Raw genomic sequence first — 25,439 nt, forward strand, 5'->3', positions numbered from 1 at the left:
GACTACTCTCCGGTCCGGACACCGCGTTGGTGCCAGACGCTCAACAGGTAGCTGAAGGGGCCGTACAGCAGGCCGCCGAACTCCAGCCGGCCGAGGCCGGCCAGCGAGTCGCGGGCGACCGGCGCGGTCTGGGCCCGCTGCCGCCGCGCCGCCAGCCACCGCCAGACGCCCCACGGCAGGAGCCGGACCAGGCCGCCGAGGACCCGGGGCTGGTGGGAGACCGCGGCCGCCAGGTAGGCGCCGAAGCCGACGCCGTAGTTGAAGACCTGCCTGGTCAGGGCCTCCATGCTGCGCGGGTGGGGGTGCCAGACGATGGCGTCCGGCTGGTAGGCGACGGTGTGGCCGCCGTTGAAGACGCGGAAGAAGACCAGCAGCTCCTCGCCGCCGCGGGCGGCGGTGCCGGCGCCGGTGGCGGTGTCGAAGCCGCCGATCCGGCGCAGCAGGTCGGTGCGGAAGGCCATGTTCGCGCCGGAGCCGAACCGGCCGACCGAGAACCGTACGAGCGGGTCCTCGGGGTGCTCGCGCAGCGACCAGCTGCGGGCGGTGAACCCGCGGGCGTAGCCGCCGTACTCCTCCAGCGCGATCTGCGCCTCGGTGTCGAGCTCGGCGGGCATCACCAGGCCGGTGACGCAGCCGATCCGGTCGTCCGAGCGGAAGGCCGCCACCATCGCGGACACCCAGCCGGAGTCGACGACCAGGTCGTCGTCGGCGAAGGCGCAGAGCTCGCCGCGGGCGGCGGCCAGGCCGGTGTTGCGGGCCCGGGCCAGGCCGGGCACCGGCTCGCGCAGGTAGCGGACCCGGCCGCCGTAGCGGGAGCGGACCACCTGCTCGGTGGCGTCGTCCGACGGCGCGTTGTCGACCACGATCACCTCCACCCGGGGGTGGCCGGTGCGCAGCAGCGAGTCCAGTGAGCGCGGCAGCAGCCCGGGCCGGTTGCGGGTGCAGACGATCACGCTGACCAGCGGCTCGGCGGCGGCCCGGGCCCGGCCGGTGCGGTCGGGGAGGCTGCCGGCGGTCGCGGTGGAGAGGGAGGGCACGTGGAGTTCGCGATGAGCGGCATCGACCAGCGCCCGGCACAGCGCGGCGGACCCGCCCGCTGTTCCGGTGGCGGTGACCAGGCCGAGCGGGTGTCCGTGCAGTCGCACCAACGCCAACACGCGGCCGTCCGGGTCGGCCGGTCCGAGACCGCCGGGCGAGCGCAGCGCGCCCGGCTCGTCCAGGTCCAGTTCGACTACCCGTACGGGGGTGTAGAGCGAGTCGCGGGCGACGGGGCAGGGGCAGGCAGCTGCGGTGCGCCGGTCGGAGCCATTCATCATCGCTCCCCTGCGGCAGCAGGCGTCGCCGCCCTGGCGCCGGGACGTTCGGCGATCAGGGTGCGCAGCACCCGCTTGCCGTCGGAGACGGCGTGCAGGTGCGAGCGCCCGTTGCGGCGGGGGAGTTCGAGGCTCGGTACCTCGGCGAGGCGGAGGCCCGAGCGGAGGGCGTGCGCAACCATCTCGGCCTCGATCTCGAAGCCGGAGGAGCGCAGGTCGAGTTCGTCCAGGAAGCTGCGCCGGAAGGCGCAGAAGCCGTAGCAGAGGTCGGTCAGGTGGGCGCCGTAGAGCCGGTTGACCACGGCGAGCAGCGCCCGGTTGCCGAGCGACCTGACCCGGGTGAAGTCCAGCGAGCCGCCGCCGGCGATGCAGCGGGAGCCCTTGACGAAGTCGTAGCCGTTGGAGAGGAAGTGCAGGTAGTGCGGGATCTCGCCGGGCCACATCGAGCCGTCGGCGTCCATCATGACGATGAACTCACCCGTGGCGGCCGCGAATCCGGTGCGCAGCGCGTTGCCCTTGCCCGGGCCGTCCTGATCGACGTGGCGGACGGTGGGCAGGCAGTGCTTGGCCATCGAGACGGTGGCGTCGTTGGAGTCGCCGTCGACCAGGATCACCTCGTCGACGCAGCGCGGGATCTGCTCGAACACCCAGGGGATGTTGCGGGCCTCGTTGTGCGCGGGGACGACCAGGCTCACGCTGTGCGTGGTGGAGAAGTCGGTGGCCCGGCGCATCGGTGGCCGGGCGGGGGCCCGGTCGCCGGCACGGCGCATCGGGCGGCCGTCACGGTCGGTGTAGGGAAGAACGTTGTCAGGAGGCAGCGTGGTGCTCATCGCGGGCAGTCCCTAAGAAGGCACCGGACACACAGAGGCCCGGCACGCGGGTACCTGGACGGGGCGGGCAGGGGCCCCGGATGGGAAGGGAGACACGGACCACGGCGCTACGGGCTTCTCGACCTTCGGTCCCCCGAAGCCCCTCACTCCCGCGCCGGTCGGTCTCGGGCGCCGAAGCGCCGACTCGAACAGCAACTGGCGAATGTACGTCCGCCCTAAGGCGGTGCCAGAGCCCCATCACATCAGCACGGACGCGACACGTCAAGGGGATTTGTCCGATTTTTCTTACTTTGCGCTACGAACGTCGCGCCGGGGCGGCTCCCGCGGCCGGCCGGAGGCCGGTTCCGGTGGCCGGCTACCGTCCTGGTCCCGGCCGGCCGCACGGGGCCTAGTTCTCGCGGGCGAGGTCCGGCTCGGGGAGGTCCGCCTCGGCGATCCGGCGGGCGATCTCGCCGGGCCGCACCGGCCGGCCGAAGTGCCAGCCCTGGGCCCAGTCGCAGCCCATCAGCCGCAGCCGCTCGGCGTCCGCCCGGCTCTCCACGCCCTCGGCGGTGACGGTCAGTCCGAGCGTGTGGGCGAGCGAGACCAGCCCGCTGACGATCCGCCAGCCCAGGTGGGTGTCCTTGGCCGGGTCGTGCAGGTCGCCGACGAAGGAGCCGGCGATCTTCAGCCCGGAGACCGGGAGGTCGCGCAGGTACGCCAGGTTGGACCAGCCGGTGCCGAAGTCGTCCACCGCCAGCGAGACGCCCATGTCGACCAGCGCGTGCAGGGCCTTCAGCGCCTCGTCCTCCGGGCCGACCACGGTCGACTCGGTGATCTCCAGCTGGAGCATCGCCGGGTCCAGTCCGGTGCTGCGCAGGATCCGGTCGATGTCCCCGACCAGGCCTGCGTTGCGGGCCTGACGGACCGCCAGGTTGACGCTCAGTTTGGGGGCCCGGTCACCGAACCTCGCGACCCAGTCGGCGGCCTGACCGCACGCCTGCTCCAGCACCCAGCGTCCGAGCGGCATGATCAGGCCGGTCTCCTCGGCCACCCCGACGAACTCCTCCGGGCCGAGCACGCCGAGCTGCGGGTGACGCCACCGCACCAGCGCCTCCACCGCGACCAGCGAGCCGCCGGCGAGGTCGACCATCGGCTGGTAGTCGATGAAGAACTCGCCCCGGTCGAGCGCGGAGGGCATCCGCACCGACACCGCGTACCGGCTGACCGCCCGGGCGTTCTCCTTCGGGTCGAACAGGGTCCACCGGCCGCGGCCGGCCTCCTTGGCCCGGTAGAGGGTCAGGTCGGCGGCGCGCACCGCGGCACCCGGCGTGGTGGTGGCGATCCGCCGCTCCAGCACGCCGACGCTGGCGCCGACGGCCAGCTTGTGATCGCCGATCAGCACCGGCTTGGCCAGTGCCGCGAGCACCGTCTTGGCGGCGGCGACCGCCTCCTGCTCGCCCCGGCAGTTCTCCAGCAGCACCACGAACTCGTCCCCGCCGAGCCGCGCGACCATGTGGCCGAGCGGGGTCAGCGCGGCGTCCAGGCGGCCCGCCACGGCGGTCAGCAGCTGGTCCCCCATGTCGTGGCCGAGGCTGTCGTTGACGACCTTGAAACCGTCCAGGTCCACGTAGCACAGGCCGAACCGGGCACCCGGCTCCGGCTCCTCGAACAGCCGTTCCAGGCGTTCGAAGAAGGCCGCCCGGTTGGGCAGCCCGGTCAGCGGGTCGTGGGTGGCCTGGTGGCGCAGCCGTTCCTGGAGCCGGTAGCGGTCGGTGATGTCCTCCAGCATCGCCACCTGGTACTGCGGCACGCCGTCGTCGTCACGGATCAGCGAGACCGTCAGGTGCGTCCACACCACCTCGCCGTCGTGGCGGTAGTACGGCTTGTCGAACTGGAAGTAGTCCCGCTTCCCGCTGATCAGCTCCTCGTACGTCTCCCAGACGCCCGGGGTGTCCTCGGGGTGCACCAGGTCGTTGACCCGGCGCCCGCGCATGTCCTCGGGGCTGGCGCCGAAGATCTCCTGGAGGGCGCGGTTCACCGCCAGGATGTTGCCCTCGGTGTCGCCGAGGCCGATCCCGATCGCGGCGCTCTCGAACAGCGCCCGGAACCGCGCCTCGGACGAGCGCAGCGCCCGTTCGACCTCCTGCCGCGCGGTGTCGGCCGCCAGCCGGATGGCCTCCTGCTCGCGCAGCGTGCGTTCCCGCAGGGCGGCCGCCCAGCCCGCGGCGAAGGCCCCGCACAGGGCCGGCCCGCGGCCGTCCCGCACGGAGTGCTCCTGGAGCAGCTCGACGGCGTGCGCGAGCACCACCGGGTCGGTGAAGTGGGCGTCGACCAGCATGGCGCCGGCCTGCTCGGCGAGGTGCCGGTCGAAGGGCTGGTCCTGGCGGGCGCGGATCAGCAGGTCGGCGCTGCGGCCGACGATCCGGCTGAGCGTGCCGGGATGCACGGCGCTGCCCTGGCCGGCGCGCAGCAGCCCGGCCCAGGCGTCGTGGAAGGCGGATCCGCTGTCGGCACCCGCCTCCGACAGCTCCCCGGTCACGGCAGTCGTCCGACGCCGGCCACACCGGTCATCCGCTCGGGGTTGGCGCCGACGGCCTCGGGCCGGTCCGGGCGCCACTCGGGAAGGTAGACCACACCCGGTTCGAGCACCTCGAAGCCCTCGAAGAATCCGGCGATCCGCTCCAGCGGCCGCATCGTCAGCGGGGTCGGGGTCCGCTTGTAGAGGTCCTGGTGCGAACCCGCCTGGTCGGGGCGGCCCTCCAGCGACGCGTGCGAGAGCACCATGGCGCTGCCGGGCGGGAGCGCGTCCCGCAGCCGGCTGATCAGTTTCTCGGGCTCGTCCTCGTCCCCGATGAAGTGCAGGACCGCGACCAGCAGCAGCACCACCGGCTCGCCCGGGGCCAGCAGCTCGGCCACCTCGGGGCGGGACAGCAGGTCGGGGACGTCCCGCAGGTCGGCCTCGACCACCGAGCTGAGCTCGTCGTCCTTGAGGATCAGCCGGCTGTGCGCGACCGCGACCGGGTCGAGGTCGACGTAGACCACCCGGGCGTCGGGCCGGACGTCGCGGGCGGCCTCGTGCACCGGGCCGAAGGTCGGGATGCCGGAGCCGATGTCCAGGAACCGGGTGTAGCCCTGCTCGGCGAGGACGTGCACCGCACGGCGCAGGAACGCCCGGTTGGCGCGCATGATCTGCGGCAGGTCGGGCCAGAGCTCCACGGCCTTGCGGGCCATCTCGCGGTCGGCCTCGAAATTGTGCGAACCGCCCAGGTAGTAGTCGTACACCCGGGCCGCGTTGGGCTTGTCGAGATCCGTTCCGGCGGGCACCCAGTTCGGTTGCCGCATCACGGCACCCCTTCCGGTCAGGAAAAGACAATAGGCCATAAAGATCTTCCTATCTTCGAACATTCTTGGCAAGTCAGGTCCACCTGCCGACACCCCGTCGGCACACCCGTCGGGCGCCGCGGCCCTCCGCCGCAGACGCGCATCCGCCGCCGACGACGCACAATGGATCACGATGGCCGGACAGATCGACGACTACGCCCTCATCGGTGACCTCCAGACCGCCGCCCTGGTCGGCAGGGACGGTTCGGTCGACTGGCTCTGCCTGCCCCGCTTCGACTCCCCCGCCTGCTTCGCCGGCCTGTTGGGCGACGCCCGGCACGGAGCGTGGCGGCTCTCCCCCGCCGGCAGCGGCCGCTGCACCGCCCGCCGCTACCGGGCCGACACGCTGATCCTGGAGAGCGACTGGGAGACCCCCCAGGGCGCCCTGCGGGTCACCGACTTCATGCCGCACCGCGACCGCGTCCCCCAGCTCATCCGGATCGTCGAGGGGCTGCGCGGCAGCGTCCCCGTCCGGGCCGAACTGCGCCTGCGGTTCAACCACGGCCGGGTCGCCCCCTGGGTGCGGCGCACCGAGCACCACCGGGTCGCCGTGGCCGGCCCCGACTCCGCCTGGCTACGGGTGCCGCCCGGCGTCCACACCTTCGGCCACGACGGCGCCACCGTCTCCGAGTTCACCGTCACCGAGGGCGACCAGGTGCCGTTCGTCCTCACCTGGCAGCCCTCGCACCTGCACAACGCCCCCCGCACCGAACCCCTGCGGGCGCTCGACCGGACCGTCGCCGGCTGGCGCGACTGGGCCTCCAACTGCCGCTACAAGGGCGAGTGGCCGGAGGCCGTCCTGCGCTCCCTGATCACCCTCAAGGCCCTCGCGTACGAACCCACCGGCGGCATCGTCGCCGCACCCACCGCGTCGCTGCCCGAGGAGATCGGCGGCGAACGCAACTGGGACTACCGGTTCTGCTGGCTGCGGGACTCCAGCATGACCCTGTCCGCCCTGCTGCGCAGCGGGTTCCGCGAGGAGGCCGCCGCCTGGCGCAAGTGGCTGCTGCGCGCGATCGCCGGCGACCCAGGCGACCTGCAGACCGTGTACGGCGTGGCCGGCGAGCGCGGGCTGCCCGAGACGGTGGCGAGCTGGCTGCCCGGCTACCAGGACTCCACCCCCGTACGGTTCGGCAACGCCGCCGTCCACCAGCTCCAACTCGACGTCTACGGCGAGGTGGTGGACACCCTGCACCTCGCGCTGCTGGCCGGCATCCCGATGGAACGTCAGGTCTGGAGCCTGCTGCGCAGCCTGATGGCCTACCTCGAACAGCACTGGACCGACCCGGACGAGGGGCTCTGGGAGGTCCGCGGCGAGCGGCGGCACTTCGTCCACTCCAAGGTGATGTCCTGGGTCGCCGCCGACCGCGCCGTCCGGATGGCCGAGATGACCGGCCTGCCGGCCCCGGTCGACCGCTGGCGGACCATGCGCGACCAGGTGCACGCGGACGTCTGCGCCAACGGCTACCACCGCGGGCGCGGGGTCTTCGTCCAGCACTACGGGGGCAAGGAGCTGGACGCCGCCACCCTGTTCATCGCGAAGACCGGCTTCCTCCCGCCGGACGACCCCCGGGTGGCACGCACCGTCGAGGCCGTCCGCACCGACCTCGACCACGGCGGCTTCGTCCGCCGCTACACCACCGGCCCCGGCACCGACGGCATGCCCGGTACCGAAGGCGCCTTCCTGGCCTGCTCGTTCTGGCTGGCCGACGCGCTCGCCGCGATCGGGCGGCGGGACGAGGCCCGGGAGCTGTTCACCCGGGTGGTGGCCCTCGGCAACGACCTCGGGCTGCTCTCCGAGCAGTGGGACCCGGGCGAGGGGCGGCAACTGGGCAACACGCCGCAGGCGTTCACCCATGTGGCGCTGGTGAACTCGGCGTTCACGCTGGCCGAGCCCTGACACCCCGGGAGGTGGAGGGCGTTGGACGGGCCCGGGCCTTCCGCCCGGACGTCGGTGTCAGTGGGGCGGCGGACAATGGCCCGGCCGCACAGAGCGCCCCCAGGCCCACCCGGAGGACCGGATGACCGCCCGCCCGCACATCGACGACGCCCAGCGCCGCGCCCGCCTCGGCGTACGCCAACTGCTGGCCCCGCAGCACCGCGCCGGCACGCCGGAACAGGTCGCGCAGGCGGTGATCGCGCTGCACGCCTCCGACCCGGCCTCGGTCTTCCTGTCCACCGCGGCCCGGCTCGCCGACCCGGCTCCCGTGGCGGCCGTCGAGCGGGCGCTGTACCAGGACGCCACGCTGGTCCGGATGCACGGCATGCGGCGCACCCTGTTCGTCGTCCCGGCCGGCCTCGCGGCCACCGTCCAGGCGTCCACCACCGTCAAGGTCGCCGCCAAGGAGCGCAGCGGGTACACCGCCTTCGCGGCCACGGGCGGCTTCGACCCCGACTGGCTGGCCGACGCGGAGCGCGAGGCACTCGCCGCGCTGCACCGGGCCGGGGAGGTCACCGGATCGCAACTCGGCGCGCTGGTACCCCGGTTGCGCGAGGAGATCACGGTCGCGGCGGGCAAGCCGTACGAGGCCAGGCAGACCATCGGGATGCGGATGCTGCGGGTGCTCGGCATGGAGGGCTCGGTCGTGCGCCGCCGCCCGCTGGGCGGCTGGACCAGCGGCCAGCACCTCTGGGCCACCCAGCAGCCGTACCCGGACCGGCCCGTGCCCGACGCCCAGGCCGAACTGGCCCGGCAGTGGCTGGCCGCGTACGGCCCGGCCACCGTCGAGGACCTCCGCTGGTGGACGGGCTGGGGGCTGCGGGAGGTCCGTACCGCGCTCGCGGCCTGCGGGGCGGTGCCGGTCGGCCTCACCGAGGGCGAGGGCTTCGTCCTGCCCGAGGACACCGCGCCGATCGCCGAACCCGCCCCCTGGGTCGCGCTGCTGCCCGCCCTCGACCCGGCGCCGATGGGCACCCGGTACCGGCACTGGTTCCTGCCGGACGAGCACCAGGGCGAACTCTTCGACCGCTCCGGCAACATCGGCCCGACGGTGTGGTCCGACGGCCGGATCGTCGGCGGCTGGGCCCAACGGCCCGACGGCGAGATCACCTGGCAACTGCTCGAACCCGTGGGCAGGGAGGCCGAGTCGGCCATCGGGGCGGAGGCGGCCCGGCTGGGCGCCTGGGTCGGCACGACCCGGATCACGCCCCGGTTCCGCACGCCGCTGGAGCGCCGGCTGTCGGCGTGACGGGGGGCGGGGCGTGACGGGGGGGCGTGACGGCCGGGGCCCGGTCCCGCGGGGTGCGGGACCGGGCCGTCCTTCGGTGGTGCGGCGGTGCGGCGGTGTGGGGCGGTGGTGCGGCGGTGTGGGGCGGTGTGGGGCGGTGGTGCGGTGCGGTGGTGCGGTCGGCCGGTGCGGTGGGTCAGCTCGCCGTGCAGGTGAGCGTCGGGGCCGCGTTGGCGCCGGAGTAGTTCGCCCCGAAGCCGAAGCCCGCCGAGGCGCCCGGTGCGATCGCGCCGTTGTAGCCCGCGTCGACCACGGTGACCGCCTGACCGCTCTGGCTCAGCCCGCCGTTCCAGAGGTTGGTCACCTGCTGGTTCCCACCCCAGCTCCAGGTCACCCGCCAGGACGTGACGGCCTTGGTGCCGGTGTTGGTGACGGTGACGTTCGCGTTGAACCCGGCGCCCCAGTCACTGCTGACGGCGTAGCTCGCCGAGCAGCCCGCGTTGCCGCCGCCACCGCCCGCGGAGGTGGTGACCACGAGGGCCGCCGAGGGCGCCGAGGCGTTGCCCGCCGCGTCCCGCGCCCGGACGGTGTAGCCGTACGCGGTGGCGGCGCTCAGGCCGGTGTCACCGTACGAGGTGGCGGCGGTCGAGCCAACCAGCACCCCGCCGCGGTAGACGTCGTACGCCGTCACCCCGACGTTGTCGGTCGAGGCCGTCCAGGCCAGCGACACGCCCGAGGCGGTGACCGCCGTCGAGCGCAGCCCGGCCGGGACGCTCGGCGCGGTGGTGTCCGCGCCGCTGCCGCCGAGGGGCGGGTAGGCGTTGCGGACCAGCTCCTGGAACTGGGCGGAGAACCAGTGCCCGGCCAGCGGGGAGTTCGGCAGCGCGCCGGACATCTGGTTCCCGTTGCGGGGGTTGCCGGTGTACGTCGGGTCGCACATCCGGTCGAAGCCCTTGCCCTCGTCGTTGGCGATCGGGGAGCTGGCGCCGTCCGACTCGCCCGGCGGCTTCACCCAGACGTAGGCGTCGATCCCCGGCTGCGGGGCGGCCGCCGGACGCTCGCCGAGACCCGCGCCGGACTGGTTGCACCAGTTCCCGGACTGGAACCGGCGGTCGATCCGTCCGCCGTCCACGTAGCCGTCCACGCTGGTCCTGGGACCGGGCCCGGCGGGCCTGGCGGTACCGCCCCAGCCGTTGCGCGAGGTGTCGATCAGCATGCCGACGCCGGCGTCGAAGCCGGCCGCGACCGCCCGCTGCCGGAAGGCCTGCGCATAGCTCAACTCGTCGACGTACCGGTTCCAGTCGACCCACTTGCTCTGCCGCACCGACGTCCCGTTGACCGAGTCGTCGATGGTGAAGTTCGGCTCCCTGAGGGCCGAGTAGTTGGCGGTGTTGACCACGAAGCCCTGGACGTCGGCGACCGTGCTGCCCGCCGAGGTGGCCGCCTGGTGGAGCAGTTGCACCGTCGGGTCCAGGTTCGAGTCCCAGCCGAGCCAGCCGTGGTGGCCCGCGTCGATGTAGTTGTAGACGTTGGGGACGGCGCCGAGCCTGCCGAGCGCGTAGCCGACGCCGTTGACGTAGTTCCCGTTCGCCTTCATGGTGTCGCACTGCGGGGTGGCGGTGGCCGTGCCGCCCGCGTTGGTCACCAGGTTGGGCAGCGAGTCGATCTCGACGGTGTTCACGATCCGCAGCCCGGCGTAGGCCGGGTCGGCCAGGATCGCCGCGATCGGGTCGATGAACTCCGCCTTGTAGCGCGGGAGTTCCGTGGGACCGAGCTCGCCGTTCGAGGCGAGGGCGGCACAATCGCGGCCCGGCAGGTCGTAGATCACCAGCTGCACCACGAACGGCCGGCCCGCCGCCTGGGTGACGGCGGCGTCGAGGTGGGCCCGCAGGCCCATGGCGCCCGGCCCGCCCTGGATGGCGGCGATCCGGTCCAGCCAGACGGCCGTCGGCTGGCCGGCCACGGCGCTGCCGCCGGGCTCGGCCGCCGCGTGGGCGGACCACTCGGGGTTCACGTAGACGCCGGCGCCCGCGTACGCGTTGTCGACGCGGGCGGCGAGTTGGGCGGCTCGATCGGCTTGGGCGGGCTGGACGGCGTGCGCGGCTTGGGCGGCGTGGGCGGCGTGCCCGGTTGCCGTGGCCGCCGGGGCGAGGCCTGCGGCGGTGACGGCGAGGGCCGAGACGGCGAGCACGGAACGGAGTCCGCGCAGGAGGTGGGATGGCACGTACGGGATCCTTTCGGGTGGGGGTGGATCCAGGCTGTGCGGTGGGCTGCGTGGTGGCGCTGTGCCGTGGTGGCGCTGTGCCGTGGTGGCGCTGTGCCGTGGGGGCGTGGGGGCGTGGGGGCGTGGACGTGGGGGTGTGGGGCTCAGGGCGTGGGAGCGCTCCCACTTTCGCCCGACAACCGGGCGTCAACCGGTCGGGGTGAGCACGGGACTGACGCTTCGTCCGACTGCGGTGCGACGCGCTTCCGCAGCCCGGACGGGGTCCCGAGCTCATGGCTTATCAAGCCATGCACGCAGTCAATCGTCAAGTGGTGCGGCAGAGTTCAGGAAATGAAGCCTTTGCGGGAGTGGGAGCGCTCCCCCATCGATCCGCCGCCCGGCGGACGGAACGCCCGGATCAGGAAGTACCGGGCCGGGGCCGGCTGCCGTACTCCGCGATCCAGCGCGAACCGAGCAGCACGATGTCGGCCGTCTCCACCGGACGGCCGGACGCCCGGTCGTAGTGGGTGCGCTCGACGGCCAGCACCACCGCGCCCGGCTGGACGCCGAGCCGCTGGGCCTCCTGACGGGTGGCCTGACGGGCACTCACCCGCTCGACCGGGAGGCCGACCTCGATCCCGATGACGGCCATCCGGTCCGCCACGCCGATGCCGCCGTGCGGACCGGCCTCCGGCAGGACGATCAGGCTGTTGCCGGTGACGGCCATCGGCTCCCAGGAGTCCGCGAGTTGCACCGCCACACCGTCCGCGAGGTGGACGTAGCCGGTGTGCACCACCGGGTCGCCCACCGCGATGCCGAGCCGGGCGGCGATCGCCGCGTCCGCCCTGGCGGTGGCCGACTCGGTCCGCCGCGTGGCGGCCACGCCCTGCTCGGCGAGCATCGCCTTGACGGGCGATCCCTGCCCCGCGCCCACCCGCTGATGCCGCACCAGCACCTTGGGCGCCTCCTGCGACTGGACGAAGTACCCGGCGCCGGGCCGGGCGACCACGAGGTTCTCCTCGATCAGGATGCCGTACGCCCGCTGGGCGACACCGCCCGAGTAGCCGTACTCCTCGGCCAGTTCGCTGATCGACGGGAGTCGCTCACCCGCGACGACGCCTCCGTCGACGATCCGGGCGCGAAGCTCGTCCGCGATACGGAGGTACGGCGGGGTGTCCGTCACGGCGTCCTCTCTACTGCATCGGTCTGACCTGGGTGACACGGTAGCGCGAGTAGGACTACTCTATCGATACGGTTTGACCGTACTTATAGGGGAGAGCGGTGGAGATCAGTGTGCGCGCGGCCGCGCTGCGGAGCGCCATCGAGCAGGCCACCGGGGAGATCGCCGTCGCGCAGCCGGTCGGCACCGGCCTGCGCATCAGTGCCCCCGTCCCCGTCGGCTGCGGCCCCGAACGCTGGGCCGACATCCTCAACGCCGTCGCCGGGGCCGACCGGTGGGGCGCGACCGACGCCGCAGGCCCGACCCAGATCTGGGTCGAGATCCAGGAGGACTCATGACCGTCTCCCACTCCCCACCCGTCCACTCCCCACCCGTCCACGCCCCGCCCGTCCACTCCCCTTCCGTCCACGCCCCTTCCGTCCACGCCGTCGCCGGATCGACCCCGGAAGGCACGCCATGACCCCACAGCGCTGGGAACCCGGCCGGTATCAGGTCGACCGGCTCCCACCCGACGAACGCGGCCGCCGGATGTGGGGCATTCGCGACCTGCACCAGGACGGCGCCTGGGTGGAGACCGCCGGCGAACTGGAGCGCTACCCGCTCCGGGGCAGCGCCGAGCAGTGGATCCGCGCCCGCCGGTACGTCGACGAGGGGCGGCCCCGTGCCTGAACGGAAGGGCGCCGGCGCGCCGAACGTCCCCGCACCCACCATGGGGTACTGCGTCGACTGCGGCGACTACGTGCTCGGGCGCCCCGTCGGGCCGATCAACGACCGGGCGGAGGCGGTCGACGGGCACCGGGGCTGCGGCGGCGGGCGGGGGCGCCGTCGGCGGGCCGGGCTCGTCGGGGCGCGGGGCGGGGCTGGGACCGGAGGTGGGGCTGGAGGTGGGGCTGGAGGTGCGGGGGGCGGTGCGGGTGGTGTGAGTGGTGCGGGTGGGGCCGGGGTCAGGCCGGGAACAGCCAGCGCCGGAGCAGACGGGTGACCGCCGGCAGGGCGAGGTAGGTCCACCGCCATCTTCCAGCGGGCCGGGGGCGTGCGCCGCGCCCCGGCCGGAGTCGTCGCGAACCACCCCTCCATACCGTGGAGTTCACGCCTGGCCACCTCGACGTGGTGACCGTCCACCCGGGCGAAACAGGCCGCCCGGGCGGGCGAGCGCTGCCAGGCGGTGAACGAGTCCGCGTCCCGGAAGTGCAGCAGCAGGTGCCAGGGGGCGCCCGGCTCGGCAGGCCGGAGCAGTCCGGTGCCGAGGTTGCCGGGGTGGTCGGACGCGGCGCCGAGGATGCCCCGGGCCCAGTGCTCGAACGCGTCCTCGTGCCCGGCGTCCACCCGCCGGGCCACGAACAGGGTGACCTCGTCGCCCGCGGCGCTCTCGACACCTTCCAGCACGGCCATGCCACTCCCCCGCATCCGGTCGATCGTCCACCCGGCCAGTCCACCGGCCGGCCGGGGCCGTGCCCGGCCCCGGCCCGATCAGACCGGCAGGGTACGCGCTCGCGCGGTCCCGCACCGTCGGCGTCCGGCAGACGGTCTTGGTTCACGGGTCGCGGGTCGCGGGTCGCGAGTCACGGGTCGCGAGTCGCGGTTCACGGGTCACGGGTCGCGAGTCGCGGTTCACGGGTCACGGGTCGCGCTCGCGGTCACCGCCGTGCGGGAGGCCCGCCTGGGTACGGGGGGAGCCGCGATGCCCTACGCGCGCGTGCGTCCCCGCTGGTCCGGGTAGGCGCGGGTAGCGTGAGCCCGGCGAGGGCACCGACCGGAGGGAGCAGCCGTGTTCGAGGCGTTCGGGATGTTCGGGACGTTCGACCGCAGCGGTACGGGCAGCAGCAAGTGGGCCCGCGCCGGTGCCGGCCGGATCGCACTCGGCCTCGCGGACATGGACCTCCCCGGCCCGCCCGCGATCGGCGAGGCGCTGGCCGCGCGGGCCCGGCACGGGGCGTTCGGGTACACCGTCTGCGACCCGGGCGGGCGGCGGCTGGTGGCCGACTGGTACCGCCGTCGGCACGCCGTCGAGGTCGATCCGGACTGGGTGATGCTGTTGCCGTTCGGCCCCCGGACGGCCGTCCGGCTGCTGCTGGAGGCGGCGCCCGACGCACCGGTGGTGTTCGGGTCGCCGGAGTGGGGTGGGTTCGGGCAGTTGTGCCGGGCGGCCGGGCTGGCGCACCGCGAGGTGCCGTACGCCCGGGACGCGGACGGCTACCGGCTGCCGCTGGCGGAGTTCGCCCGGCCCCGGCCGGGGGTCGTGCTGCTCAGCAGCCCGCACAACCCGTCCGGGCAGCTCTGGCAGCACACGGAGATCCGGGCGCTGGCCGAACTGGCCGCGGAGTCCGGAGGCCTGCTGATCTCGGACGAGGTCCACGGCGACCTGACCCACCCCGACGCGGGCGCCCGGCATCCGGTCGCCGTCGCGGTGGCCGGCGGAGCGGCCCGGCACACCGTCACCCTCAACTCGGTGGGCAAGACCTTCAACACCTCCGGCATCCCCTCCTGCTTCGCCCTGGTCCCGGACGAGGGCCTGCGCGAACGGCTGACCGCGGTGATGGCCGGCCACGGCCTCTGGGAGGGCGGCCTGCTGGAACAGACGGTCCAGCAGGCCGCGTTGGCCGAGGGCGAGGAATGGCTGGACGGCCTCCTCAAGCACCTGACGGAGGCCCGCGAGCTCGCCGTCGGCGCACTAGGTGGAGCGGTGACCGTCCGGCCGCAGGCCTCGTACCTGCTGTGGCTGGACGGCGCCGGACTGGCCCGGGCGGCGGGACTGGACGGTTGGGCGGCGGGGCCGGAGAGCGGGTCGGCCGGGCAGGAGGGGCGGACGGCGGGGCGGACAGCGGGGTCGGAGGGCCGGACGGCCGCCGGGGTCCGGGAGCAGCTGCTCACCGAACGTGACGTCGAACTGTCGGACGGTTCCGAGTTCGGCCGAGCCGGTCTCGGCGGCCTCCGACTGAACTACGCGCTGCCGCTGGGCCGGTTGCGGCTCGCACTCACCCGGCTGACCTGCACGGAAAGACTCTGAGGGGCGGCGAGGTTTGCCCCGTTGCAGACTGAGCAGGAACAACCGGGCCGCAAACCGCGAACCGAGGATGGTGAGTCCGGTGATACCCGCACGCCCGCACCAGGTCACGGCGGAGCAAGAACCGCCACTCAGCGTGACACCGCTGACCGAGGCGTCGGCCGAAGAACATCTGGCCGGCATCTGTTTCAAGATCGGTCCTCCCCGGCTGATCGGGGTCGAGACCGAGTGGTTCGTCCATGACAGCCGATGTCCGGACGCCCCGATCGACCCCGGCCGGACGGCTGCCGCCGTGGCGGCCCTGCCCGGCACTCCCGACAACCCGCTGCTTCCCGCGGGTGCCAACCTCACACACGAACCCGGCGGCCAGGTCGAGCTGAGCTCCCTACCCGCCGAGGGACCCGCCCGCTGCGCGAACGATCTGCTGCGGGACCAGGCCGCCCTCCGCGCCGCCTTCGCCACCCAGGACCTCCGGCTCACCGGAAGCGGCACCGACCCGCTCGCCCGGGAACGGCGGATGCAGCTCGCCCAGCCCCGGTACGTGGCGATGGAGAAGTACTTCGACCGGGCCGGGCCGTGGGGCCGGATCATGATGTGCGGCACCGCATCGGTGCAGGTCAGCGTGGACGCCGGTACCGAAACCGGCCCGCAGGCCCTGGCGGACCGCTGGCGCCTGGTGCACCAGCTGGGCCCGGTCCTGGTCGCCGCGTTCGCCAACTCCCCGCTGCTGGACGGCCGCCCGACCGGCTACCGGTCGACCCGGCAGATGGTCTGGTCGCGGATGGACCCGAGCCGCACCCTGGCCCCGCCGCCGGACGGTGACCCGCGGGCCGCATGGGCGCGGTACGTGCTGGACGCCCAGGTGCTGTGCGTCCAGCGGCCGGACGGGCAGCCGTGGACGGCGCCGACCGGGCTGACCTTCCGGGACTGGCTGCGCGGCGCGGGCGACCGGCCCGCCACGCTGGCCGACCTGGACTACCACCGCACCACGCTGTTCCCTCCGGTCCGGCCGCGCGGCCACCTGGAGCTGCGGATGCTGGACGCGCAGCCCGGCGACGGCTGGCTGACCCCGCTGGCGCTGGTCGGCGCGCTGCTGGAGGACCCGGTCGCCGCCGACGAGGCGTTCGCCGCGCTGGAGCGGTTGCACTCGCTCGCCGCGGTGGACGACGGTCGCGGTGGCGGGCTCGCGCGCGGCGGCGTGAACGCTGGCGGTGGCGTGAACGGTCGAGCCGGGGTGAACGCTCCCGGCGGGGTGAACGATCGCGACGGCGTGAACGGTCGCGGCAGCGTGAACGATCGCGCAGCCGGCAACGATCGCGGCGGCGTGAATGCTCCCGGCAGCGTGAACGCTTCCGACACCGTGAACGGCCGGCCGCCCGCGAACGCTCACGACCAGCGCAACGTTCACTCCTCCGCAGGCATTCACCACCCCGTGAACGGTCACCGCTCCGCGAACGTCCGGGGATCCGTGAACGCTCGCGCCGCCGCGCATGTCGACTACACCGTGAACGCCCCCCGCAACGCCCTCTGGCAGCGGGCCGCCGTGCTCGGCATGGCCGACCCCGAACTGCGCCGCGCCGCCCTCGCCTGCTTCGGGGCGGCCGAACGCGCGCTCGCCCGGCGCGAGGGCACCGAGTTGCTGCGGGACCGCCTGACGGCGTTCGCCGAGCGCTACCCCGCCCGCGGCCGCTGCCCCGCCGACGACCAGCTGGACGCCCTGCGAACGGGTGCCCTGCCCGTACCCGAGGAGGCCGCACCGTGCTGAACACCGACCGACCCGGGCCGACCACGACGGCGGCCGACAGCACCACCGCCGACCCGACCACCACCGGCACCCCCACCCCCGACCCGACCGCCACCAGCACCAGCACCACCGCCGGCACCACCGGCATCCTCACCCCCGCCGCGCTGCGCGACCTGATCGCCGACGAGCTGATCGCCGCCCGCGACCGCACCGCCGGGCTGACCGACTGCGTCGAGGACCACGACCTCACCGCCCAGCACTCCCCCCTGATGTCGCCGCTGGTCTGGGACCTGGCCCACATCGGCAACCAGGAGGAGCTCTGGCTGCTGCGCAACGTCGGCGGCCGCGACCCGATGCACCCCGAGATCGACCCGCTGTACGACGCGTTCGAGCACCCCCGTTCCGAGCGCCCCACACTCCCGCTGCTGCCGCCCGAGGAGGCGCGCGCCTATGCGCACGAGGTCCGCGGCCGGGTGCTGGACCTGCTGGCGGCCAGCCCCCTGGAGGGCACACCGCTGCTCACGGACGGCTTCGCGTTCGGCCTGATCGCGCAGCACGAGCAGCAGCACGACGAGACGATGCTGATCACCCATCAGCTGCGCCGCGGCCCGGTCGCGCTGACCGCGCCGCCGCCCGCCGCCCCCGCGGACACCGGGAGCCTGCCGGCCGAGGTGCTCGTCCCGGCCGGGCCGTTCACCATGGGGACCGACACCGAGCCGTGGGCGCTGGACAACGAGCGCCCCGCGCACCGGGTCGACCTGCCGGCCTTCCACCTCGACACCGCTCCGGTCAGCAACGCCGCCTACCAGCGGTTCATCGCCGACGGCGGGTACCGGGAGCCGCGCTGGTGGACGGCCGAGGGCTGGCAGCACCGGATGCGGACCGGGCTGGTCGCGCCGCTGTTCTGGACCCGGGAGGGCGGTCAGTGGCTGCGCAGAAGATTCGGCACGGTGGAGCCGGTCCCGCCCGACGAGCCCGTCCTGCACGTGAGTTGGTACGAGGCGGACGCGTACGCCCGGTGGGCGGGCCGGCGGCTGCCGACCGAGGCGGAGTGGGAGAAGGCCGCCCGGCACGACCCGGCGACCGACCGGTCCCGCCGGTTCCCGTGGGGCGACGCCTCCCCCGCGCCCGAACACGCCAACCTGGGTCAGCGCCACCTCCAGCCCGCCCCGGTCGGGAGCTACCCGGCGGGCGAGTCCCCCTGCGGTGCACGGCAGTTGATGGGTGACGTGTGGGAGTGGACGGCCAGCGACTTCCTGCCGTACCCGGGCTTCCGGGCCTGGCCGTACCGGGAGTACTCGGAGGTCTTCTTCGGGCCGGAGTACAAGGTGCTGCGCGGCGGTTCGTTCGCGGTGGCCCCGGTGGCCTGCCGCGGCACCTTCCGGAACTGGGACTACCCGATCCGCCGCCAGATCTTCGCCGGCTTCCGCACCGCCCGCTCCGTCGACGACGGGGCACCGGCCGGGCCCCGGGGTGGCAGCTGATGTGCCGCCACCTCGCCTACCTGGGCGATCCGGTGCCGATCCAGGAGCTGGTGGTGGATCCGCCGTTCGGGCTGTACCGGCAGTCCTGGGCGCCGCGTTCGCAGCGCTACGGCACGGTGAACGTGGACGGGTTCGGCGTCGGCTGGTACGCGGAGGGCGACGCCGTCCCCGCCCGGTACCGGCGGGCCGGGCCGATCTGGGCCGACCCGTCGTTCGCCGACCTGGCCCGGGTGGTCCGCACCGGGGCGCTGCTGGCCGCCGTCCGCTCGGCCACCGCGGGCTGTGCGGCCGGAGAGGGTGCGGCGGCCCCGTTCGCCGAGGGGCGCTGGCTGTTCAGCCACAACGGCGCGCTGCCCGGCTGGCCCGAGCGGTACGACAAGGCCGCCGCCTCGCTGCCGCCGGCGGAGCTGCTCGCGCTGGAGGCCCGCAGCGACTCGGCCCTGGTGTGGGCCCTGGTGCTGCACCGGCTGCGGGCCGGGGCGACCCCCGGCGAGGCCCTGGACGACACCGTCCGGACCCTCGCCCGGTACGGCGAGGCCCGGCTCAACCTGCTGCTGACCGACGGGGTCGCGATCGCCGCGACGAGCTGGGGCGACACCCTGTTCCACCGCACCGGGCCCGACCGCAGCGAGCCCCACCACACCCAAGCCCAAACCCGAACCACGACCCACCGCGCCGAACCGCACGGCACCGGGCCCGGCGGGGGCCGCACGGTCCTGGTCGCCTCGGAGCCCGGTGACGACGGGCCGGGCTGGACACCGGTACCGGACGGGTCCCTGCTGACCGCCGACCGCAGCGGTGTCGACATCCGACCGATCAGACCGAATTGACCAGCGCCGCACGGATGGGCGCGTTCCGGGAGCCGGGTTCCGGGTACCCGGAAGCGAGACCGATCGGCACGTGAACGGCGAGAGGCGAGTGACGAGAAATGAGTGACAAGTTGAGAGGACGATCCGGCGTGAGCTCCTACGATCTGACCCGCTTCCTGCCCGCCGACCACTTCAGCCACGCACTACGGCACGACGTGCAGCACGGTCTGACGGCGAGTCCCAAGACCCTGCCGCCCAAGTGGTTCTACGACGCGAGGGGCAGCGAGCTCTTCGAGGAGATCACCCGGTTGCCCGAGTACTACCCCACCCGGGCCGAGCGGGAGATCCTGATGAGCAGGTCGCGGGCGATCGCCGCGATCACCCGGGCCGGCACCCTGGTGGAGCTGGGTTCCGGCTCCTCCGAGAAGACCCGGCTGCTGCTGGGCGCCCTGCGGGAACTGGGGACGCTCCGGACCTACGTCCCGGTGGACGTGAGCGAGAGCGCGCTGGACGCGGCCGGGAAGGCGCTGGCGGTCGAGTTCCCGGCGCTCGCGGTGCACGCCGTGGTGTCGGACTTCACCCACGGCCTGGAGCTGCCGACCGGTCCCGGGCCCAAGATCGTGGCCTTCCTGGGCGGCACGCTGGGCAACCTGCTGCCCGCCGAGCGGGCCGAGTTCCTGACCGGGCTGCGCGGCATGCTGGAGCCCGGCGACTTCCTGCTGCTCGGGACGGACCTGGTCAAGGACCCGAAGGTCCTGGTGGCGGCGTACGACGACTCGGCCGGGGTGACGGCCGCGTTCAACAAGAACGTCCTGGCCGTGCTCAACCGGGAGCTGGACGCCGACTTCGACCCGGCGCACTTCGAGCACGTCGCACTCTGGGACGCCCGACAGGAGTGGATCGAGATGCGGCTGCGCTCCACCCGCGCGCAGAGCGTGAAGATCCGCGCACTGGACCTCGCGGTGCACTTCGAGGCGGGCGAGGAGATGCGGACGGAGGTGTCGGCCAAGTTCCGCCGGACCCGGGTGGCGGACGAGCTGTCGGCTGCCGACCTGCGGCTGTCCGAGTGGTGGACGGACGAGCAGGGCCGGTTCGGACTGTCCCTGGCCACGCCGAACTGAACGGGATCCGGCTCTGATCGGTAGGCGGCCCCGAACGCAGGTTCCCGAGCCCGGAAGCCCCTGGCCGGACCCCGCCGGGGTCGCCTACCCCTTCAAGCCTTGAACAAGCACACCGCCGATAGACCCCTAAAATCCCGATCCTGAGTGCATGAGTTGAATCATCACGGGCTACGCTCTCGATGCCAAGCTCAATGTTGAGTACTCAGGAGTCGCATTGTGAGCGTCACCCAACAGTCCGTGAAGGCGGAGGCCCAGCCCTTCGACCGGCTCGGGTTCGTCATCTTCATCACGGCCGCCGCCGCCCTCGGCGGCTTCCTGTTCGGCTACGACAGCTCGGTGATCAACGGTGCCGTCTCCGGGATCCAGGGCCGGTTCGCCGTCGGCGACGGGGTGACCGGTCTGATCGTCTCCTCGGCGCTGCTGGGCTCGGCGGTGGGCGCGGCTCTGGCCGGCCGGTTCGCCGACCGGTACGGGCGGATCCGGGTGATGAAGGCGGCCGCGGTGCTCTTCGGCGTCAGCGCGGTCGGCTCGATGGTGCCGTTCGCCGCCTGGGACCTGGCCTGCTGGCGGGTGCTGGGCGGCGCGGCGATCGGCATCGCGTCCGTGATCGCCCCCACCTACATCGCCGAGGTGGCCCCGACCCGCTACCGGGGGCGGCTGGCCTCCTTTCAGCAGGCCGCGATCGTGCTCGGCATCGCCATCTCCCAGCTGGTGAACTGGGTGCTCGCGGAGGCCGCCGGCGGTGACACCCGCGGGCAGCTGCTGGGGCTGGAGGCCTGGCAGTGGATGCTCGGCATCTGCGTCGTACCGGCCGTGGCCTACTTCGTCCTGGCCGCGCTGATCCCCGAGTCCCCGCGCTTCCTGATCTCGGCCGGACGGCTGGACGAGGCCCGCTCGGTGCTCCGCGAGGTGGAGGGCGGCGCGATCGACACCGACGCCCGGATCGAGGAGATCCAGGCGCTGATCGCCGCCGACCACCGCCCGCAGCTGCGCGACCTGTTCGGGGGACGGTTCGGCCTGCTGCCGATCGTCTGGGCCGGCATCGGCCTGTCGGTGTTCCAGCAGCTGGTCGGCATCAACGTGATCTTCTACTACTCGTCGATCCTCTGGCAGTCGGTCGGTGTCGACCAGAGCAGCTCGCTGCTGATCAGCTTCTCCAGCTCGATCATCAACATCGTCGGCACCGTGATCGCGATCCTGCTGGTCGACCGGATCGGCCGCAAGCCGCTGGCCCTGGTCGGCTCGGTCGGCATGGCGGTGTCGCTGGCCACCGCGGCGTGGGCCTTCTCCTACGCCACCGGCAGCGGGGACGACGTCTCCGTCCCGGACCTCCAGGGCACGGTGGCGCTGGTCGCCGCCAACGCCTTCGTGCTGTTCTTCGCGCTCTCCTGGGGCGTGGTGGTCTGGGTGATGCTCGGCGAGATGTTCCCCAACCGGATCCGGGCCGCGGCCCTGTCCGTGGCCGCCTCGGCGCAGTGGATCGCCAACTGGGTGATCACCGTCAGCTTCCCGTCGCTGTCGCGGTGGAACCTCTCGGCGACCTACGCGATCTACGCCGCGTTCGCGCTCGGATCGGTGTTCTTCGTCGCCAGGTTCGTGAAGGAGACCAAGGGCGTCCGGCTGGAGGACATGGGCTGACGCCGCGGCCGGCACCCGGCCCGAACCCGAAACCAGGGAGGGGCCGCGGACGGGCCCCGGGGGCGCTCGCCGGTCGGCGGGCGCCCTTCGGCGTCCCCGCTCCGGCCGGGCCGGACGGCCCGCGTCCGGGGAGCCTAGCGCCGCAGGGGCGTCGGGCGGGGCCGAATCGCTCACTCGGTGCGGCCGGGAACGGACATCCGGTACCCATGTGGTCAGGAGGGATGTGCTCTTGATCTTCAGTCGGCTTCGTACGCGCAAGTCAGCTCCGGGCGGGGTCTGCCCCTACGCCCACCCCCGGCACGACGGCCACGATCTCCGTCCCGGCCCCGACGGCACCAGCGGCACCAGCAGCCCCGGCGGGCCCACTGGCCCCACCGGCCCCACCAGCAACCCGAACCCCCACGGCTCGCCCGCGCCCCACGGCCCGGCTCGCCTGGCGGCCGAGGCGACGGAGTTCGTCCGCCGGTTCCACCACGAGCAGCCCGCCTCGGGCGACCCGCAGGAGCGGATCCGCCAGGTGCTGGCGGAGATCGACCGCACCGGCGGCTACCGCCACACCCCCGCGGAGCTGGCCTTCGGCGCGCGGGTCGCCTGGCGCAACTCCGCCCGCTGCATCGGACGGCTCTACTGGCGCAGCCTGCTGGTGCGCGACCTGCGGCACGTCGACTCACCGGACGAGATGGCCGAGCAGTGCTTCCAGCACCTCAGGGCGGCCGGCAACGGCGGCCGGATCCGGCCGGTGATCTCGGTGTTCGCGCCGGACCGGCCGGGCCGTCCGGCGCCCCGCATCCTCAACCAGCAACTGGTGCGCTACGCCGGGCACCGGCGACCCGACGGCACGGTGGTCGGCGATCCGGCCGGAGCGGACCTGACCGACCGGGCGAAGCGGGTGGAGTGGAAGAGCGGCGAGGGCCGGTTCGACGTGCTCCCGCTGCTGATCCAGCCGGGGCCGGGCACCGAACCCCGCTGGTACGAACTGCCGGACGACGCGGTCCGCGAGGTGTGGCTGAGCCACCCCGACCACGGCTGGTTCGCGGAGCTGGGCCTGCGCTGGTACACCGTCCCGGCGATCAGCGACATGACCCTGGAGATCGGCGGGATCGCCTACCCGACCGCGCCGTTCAACGGCTGGTACATGGGCACCGAGATCGGCGCCCGGAACCTGGCCGACGCCGACCGGTACGACATGCTCACCGAGGTGGCCCGACGGCTCGGGCTCGACACCTCCCACGACCGGACGCTGTGGCGGGACCGCGCGCTGGTCGAGCTCAACGTCGCGGTGCTGCACTCCTTCCAGGAGGCGGGGGTGACCATGGCGGACCACCACACCGAGTCCGAGCGCTTCCTGAGGCACATCGCCCAGGAGCAGCGGCTCGGCCGGCCGACCCCGACGGACTGGAGCTGGATCGTGCCGCCGGTCTCGGGCGGTCTCACCCCCGTCTACCACCGCTACTACGACCCGGTGGACCCTGACCTCCGGCCGGCCTTCCTCCCGCGGGAGCCCTGGTGACCGCGGTAAATCGGTGGCCACCGCCTCCGGTGCGGCCGAGAATGCCCCGGTGACGGAGACGGCGGGGCGCACCGTGAGGGTGCTGGTGACGCATCGGGGCGAGCGGTTCGGGGTGGTCGGTCCGTTCCCGGTGGAGTCCGCCCGGTGGCCGGAGGTCGAGGAGGTGACGGTCCGTCTGGAGCGCGCGTACGGCGTGCCGGTGATGGTGCTGCGGCTGCTCTCGGTGGAGGGCGGCGAGCCGCCCCGCGGCGGACTGGTGACGTACCACGCCGAGGCGCTGAGCCGCCCGGACCGGCCCGCCGCCACGGGCGCCGGTGCCCCGACCGGTGCCACCCCCACCGATGCCGACGCCCCGACCGACGCCCCGACCGACGCCCCGACCGGTACGCCGACCGGCGCGCCGACCGCGGAGGACCCGCTGCGGGCCGACTGGGCCACCCCGGACGGGCTGCGCTCGGCCCTGGACTGGGCCGGCCGGACGCTCGCCGACCGCGGTCGCCCGGCGACCGGACCGGTGGCGCAGGTGAAGAGCTGGAACCTCTCCGGTCTGTTCCGGATCCCGACCGCGGCGGGGCCGGCCTGGTTGAAGACCACCCCCCGGTTCGCGGTGGACGAGGCCTCGGTGATCGCCGCCTTCGGCGCCGTCGACCCGGGGCTGGTCCCGGTGGTGCTGGGATCGGACGGGCGGCGGATCCTGCTGGAGCACGTCCCCGGCGAGGACTGCTGGGGCGTACCGCAGGACGCGATGCTGGCCGTGGTGGGCCGCTGGGCCGCGGCGCAGGCTGCGCTGGCCGGCGGGCCCGCGATCCCCGGCCTTCCGGACCGCTCCCCGCACGCGTTGGTCGGCCGGTTCCGGGAGCTGCTGACCACCGGCCCGACCACCGGCGCGACCACCGGCCTGACCAACCCCGAGCGTGCCGCCGCCGACCGGCTCGCCGACGAACTTCCCCTGCTGGTCGAGCGGTTGGACGCCTGCGGCCTGCCGGTGACGGTGCTGCACGGCGACTTCCACCCCGGCAACTGGCGCTCCGACGGCCGGCGGACGGTGGCCGTCGACTTCTCGGACGCACACCTCGGGCACCCGGCCCTCGACGGGCTGCGCCCCCGCGACTTCCTCGGCTCCGCGCGGTGGGCGGACGTCCGGGACGCCTGGGTGCGCGCCTGGTCCGGGCTGGTCCCCGGCAGCGATCCGCGGCGGGCGCTGGTGCTCGCCGAGCCGCTGATGCACGTGTCGTACGCCGTGCGGTACCAGGAGTTCCTGGACGGGATCGAGGCCGGCGAGCGGATCTACCACGAGGGCGACCCCGCCTCGGAGATCCGGGCGGCCCTGGCGTCGTCCACCCGGCTGTAGCGCCTCCCGACTGTCACACCACCCGGATCCGCCATCGCCCGGACAGGCAACCACCCGGCACGGGCCGCCGTCAGTCCGACGCGGCCTCGTCCAGCCGCCGGAAGCGCAGGTCGAGGCCGTCGAGCAGGGCCTCCAGGCCGGTCTCGAAGGCGCCCTCGTCGATCCGTCGCCGGTGCTCCGCCAGCAGGTGGGCCTCGCCGAGGTGCGGGTAGTCGGCGGCGTAGAGCTTGGCGTCCTCGGGGAAGCCCGCGGCGAACGAGCCGAGCGCCGAGCCGGTGATGAAGTAGCGCATCAGCGCGCCGATCCGGGTGGCCTGGCCGCGCGGCCATCCGGCGTCGACCAGGCAGCCGAAGACGGCGTCGGCCAGCCGTAGCGCGTTGGGGCGCCGGCCGGGGCCCTGGGCCAGGACCGGGACCACGTTGGGGTGCGCGGCGAGGGCGGCGCGGTAGGAGCGGGCCCAGTCGCGCAGCGCGGTGTGCCAGGGGGCGCCGCCGGCGAACATCGACAGGTCGACCTCGCCCATGACGCTGTCGACCACCGCGTCCAGCAGGTCGTCCTTGGTGGCGAAGTGGTTGTAGAGCGAGGGCCCGCTGACCGAGAGCAGGGTGGCGAGCCGGCGGGTGGAGAGCGCGTCCAGGCCCTCGGCGTCGACCAGGGCGAGCGCGGCGGTGACGATGCGCTCGCGGCTCAGCAGGGGTGTGCGGGGTCGGGCCACGCTCGCG

The 25,439-nt window shown here is 73.9% G+C and carries 20 protein-coding genes; 12 read left to right on the top strand and 8 right to left on the bottom strand.

The annotated features are described in order from the left end of the window. Window positions 1-2 precede the first annotated feature (2 nt). The 4 genes from ACIOFR_RS04420 to ACIOFR_RS04435 all read right to left on the bottom strand — a co-directional run bounded on the left by ACIOFR_RS04420 (window position 3) and on the right by ACIOFR_RS04435 (window position 5,467). The gene (locus tag ACIOFR_RS04420; protein ID WP_400992341.1) at window positions 3-1,313 is read right to left on the bottom strand and encodes a glycosyltransferase; all 1,311 of its coding nucleotides are present in this window, start codon (window positions 1,311-1,313) and stop codon (window positions 3-5) included. Continuing rightward, on the bottom strand, window positions 1,313-2,143 hold the full coding sequence (locus ACIOFR_RS04425) for a glycosyltransferase family 2 protein (RefSeq protein ID WP_400992342.1): 831 nt from the start codon (window positions 2,141-2,143) through the stop codon (window positions 1,313-1,315). Before ACIOFR_RS04425 ends, ACIOFR_RS04420 begins: the two co-directional genes overlap by 1 nt. 388 nt (window positions 2,144-2,531) lie before the next feature. Then, window positions 2,532-4,664: a putative bifunctional diguanylate cyclase/phosphodiesterase gene (locus tag ACIOFR_RS04430; RefSeq protein WP_400992343.1), complete on the bottom strand. Its 2,133-nt coding sequence runs from the start codon at window positions 4,662-4,664 to the stop codon at window positions 2,532-2,534. Then, window positions 4,661-5,467: an SAM-dependent methyltransferase gene (locus tag ACIOFR_RS04435; RefSeq protein WP_400992345.1), complete on the bottom strand. Its 807-nt coding sequence runs from the start codon at window positions 5,465-5,467 to the stop codon at window positions 4,661-4,663. The genes ACIOFR_RS04430 and ACIOFR_RS04435 overlap by 4 nt, the downstream gene beginning before the upstream one ends. Window positions 5,468-5,639: 172 nt before the next feature. Between ACIOFR_RS04435 and ACIOFR_RS04440 the strand changes: the two genes are divergently transcribed. Beyond that, window positions 5,640-7,406 carry a glycoside hydrolase family 15 protein gene (locus ACIOFR_RS04440; RefSeq protein WP_400992347.1) on the top strand — a complete coding sequence of 589 codons (1,767 nt, stop codon included), beginning with the start codon at window positions 5,640-5,642 and terminating at the stop codon, window positions 7,404-7,406. A 121-nt stretch (window positions 7,407-7,527) separates the two neighbouring features. Beyond that, window positions 7,528-8,694, top strand: coding sequence for a winged helix DNA-binding domain-containing protein (locus ACIOFR_RS04445; protein WP_400992349.1), 1,167 nt, complete (start codon window positions 7,528-7,530; stop codon window positions 8,692-8,694). A 175-nt stretch (window positions 8,695-8,869) separates the two neighbouring features. On the opposite strand, the gene ACIOFR_RS04450 is transcribed toward ACIOFR_RS04445, so the two are convergent. Beyond that, window positions 8,870-10,864: a glycoside hydrolase family 6 protein gene (locus ACIOFR_RS04450; protein WP_400992813.1), complete on the bottom strand. Its 1,995-nt coding sequence runs from the start codon at window positions 10,862-10,864 to the stop codon at window positions 8,870-8,872. Window positions 10,865-11,294: 430 nt separating this feature from the next. Continuing rightward, complete coding sequence (locus tag ACIOFR_RS04455; protein WP_400992351.1) at window positions 11,295-12,059, bottom strand: GntR family transcriptional regulator; 765 nt, start codon at window positions 12,057-12,059, stop codon at window positions 11,295-11,297. 98 nt (window positions 12,060-12,157) lie between these two features. Between ACIOFR_RS04455 and ACIOFR_RS04460 the strand changes: the two genes are divergently transcribed. Both ACIOFR_RS04460 and ACIOFR_RS04465 read left to right on the top strand, forming a co-directional pair. Continuing rightward, window positions 12,158-12,394, top strand: coding sequence for a hypothetical protein (locus tag ACIOFR_RS04460; protein ID WP_400992353.1), 237 nt, complete (start codon window positions 12,158-12,160; stop codon window positions 12,392-12,394). 118 nt (window positions 12,395-12,512) lie between these two features. Further along, on the top strand, window positions 12,513-12,725 hold the full coding sequence (locus ACIOFR_RS04465) for a hypothetical protein (RefSeq protein ID WP_400992355.1): 213 nt from the start codon (window positions 12,513-12,515) through the stop codon (window positions 12,723-12,725). A 66-nt stretch (window positions 12,726-12,791) separates the two neighbouring features. Here ACIOFR_RS04465 and ACIOFR_RS04470 read toward each other — a convergent pair whose 3' ends face one another. Then, entirely contained in the window at window positions 12,792-13,448 is a 657-nt protein-coding gene (locus ACIOFR_RS04470) for an antibiotic biosynthesis monooxygenase (RefSeq protein WP_400992357.1), read from the bottom strand. Between the two features lie 376 nt (window positions 13,449-13,824). Here ACIOFR_RS04470 and ACIOFR_RS04475 point away from each other — a divergent pair, with 376 nt between their 5' ends. The 8 genes from ACIOFR_RS04475 (at window position 13,825) to ACIOFR_RS04510 (ending at window position 24,717) form a co-directional block, all read left to right on the top strand. After that, entirely contained in the window at window positions 13,825-15,063 is a 1,239-nt protein-coding gene (locus tag ACIOFR_RS04475; protein WP_400992358.1) for an aminotransferase class I/II-fold pyridoxal phosphate-dependent enzyme, read from the top strand. Window positions 15,064-15,196: 133 nt separating this feature from the next. Continuing rightward, a complete protein-coding gene (egtA, locus tag ACIOFR_RS04480) occupies window positions 15,197-16,825 on the top strand; it encodes an ergothioneine biosynthesis glutamate--cysteine ligase EgtA (protein WP_400992359.1) in 1,629 nt (542 codons plus the stop codon). Between the two features lie 125 nt (window positions 16,826-16,950). Then, complete coding sequence (gene egtB, locus ACIOFR_RS04485) at window positions 16,951-18,288, top strand: ergothioneine biosynthesis protein EgtB (RefSeq protein WP_400992814.1); 1,338 nt, start codon at window positions 16,951-16,953, stop codon at window positions 18,286-18,288. After that, window positions 18,288-19,118, top strand: a complete 831-nt coding sequence (gene egtC / locus ACIOFR_RS04490; RefSeq protein WP_400992360.1) for an ergothioneine biosynthesis protein EgtC — start codon at window positions 18,288-18,290, stop codon at window positions 19,116-19,118. The genes egtB and egtC overlap by 1 nt, the downstream gene beginning before the upstream one ends. A 128-nt stretch (window positions 19,119-19,246) precedes the next feature. Continuing rightward, complete coding sequence (gene egtD, locus ACIOFR_RS04495) at window positions 19,247-20,218, top strand: L-histidine N(alpha)-methyltransferase (RefSeq protein ID WP_400992361.1); 972 nt, start codon at window positions 19,247-19,249, stop codon at window positions 20,216-20,218. A 216-nt stretch (window positions 20,219-20,434) separates the two neighbouring features. Further along, on the top strand, window positions 20,435-21,856 hold the full coding sequence (locus ACIOFR_RS04500) for a sugar porter family MFS transporter (RefSeq protein WP_400992362.1): 1,422 nt from the start codon (window positions 20,435-20,437) through the stop codon (window positions 21,854-21,856). Window positions 21,857-22,085: 229 nt separating this feature from the next. Next, window positions 22,086-23,366 carry a nitric oxide synthase oxygenase gene (locus ACIOFR_RS04505; RefSeq protein WP_400992364.1) on the top strand — a complete coding sequence of 427 codons (1,281 nt, stop codon included), beginning with the start codon at window positions 22,086-22,088 and terminating at the stop codon, window positions 23,364-23,366. Between the two features lie 49 nt (window positions 23,367-23,415). After that, complete coding sequence (locus ACIOFR_RS04510) at window positions 23,416-24,717, top strand: phosphotransferase (protein WP_400992365.1); 1,302 nt, start codon at window positions 23,416-23,418, stop codon at window positions 24,715-24,717. A gap of 70 nt (window positions 24,718-24,787) precedes the next feature. Here the strand turns inward: ACIOFR_RS04510 and ACIOFR_RS04515 are convergent, their stop codons facing one another. Continuing rightward, window positions 24,788-25,432 carry a TetR/AcrR family transcriptional regulator gene (locus ACIOFR_RS04515; protein WP_400992367.1) on the bottom strand — a complete coding sequence of 215 codons (645 nt, stop codon included), beginning with the start codon at window positions 25,430-25,432 and terminating at the stop codon, window positions 24,788-24,790. Between the last annotated feature and the right edge of the window lie 7 nt (window positions 25,433-25,439).

The organism is Kitasatospora sp. NPDC088346 (assembly GCF_044740765.1).
Taxonomy (GTDB): domain Bacteria; phylum Actinomycetota; class Actinomycetes; order Streptomycetales; family Streptomycetaceae; genus Kitasatospora.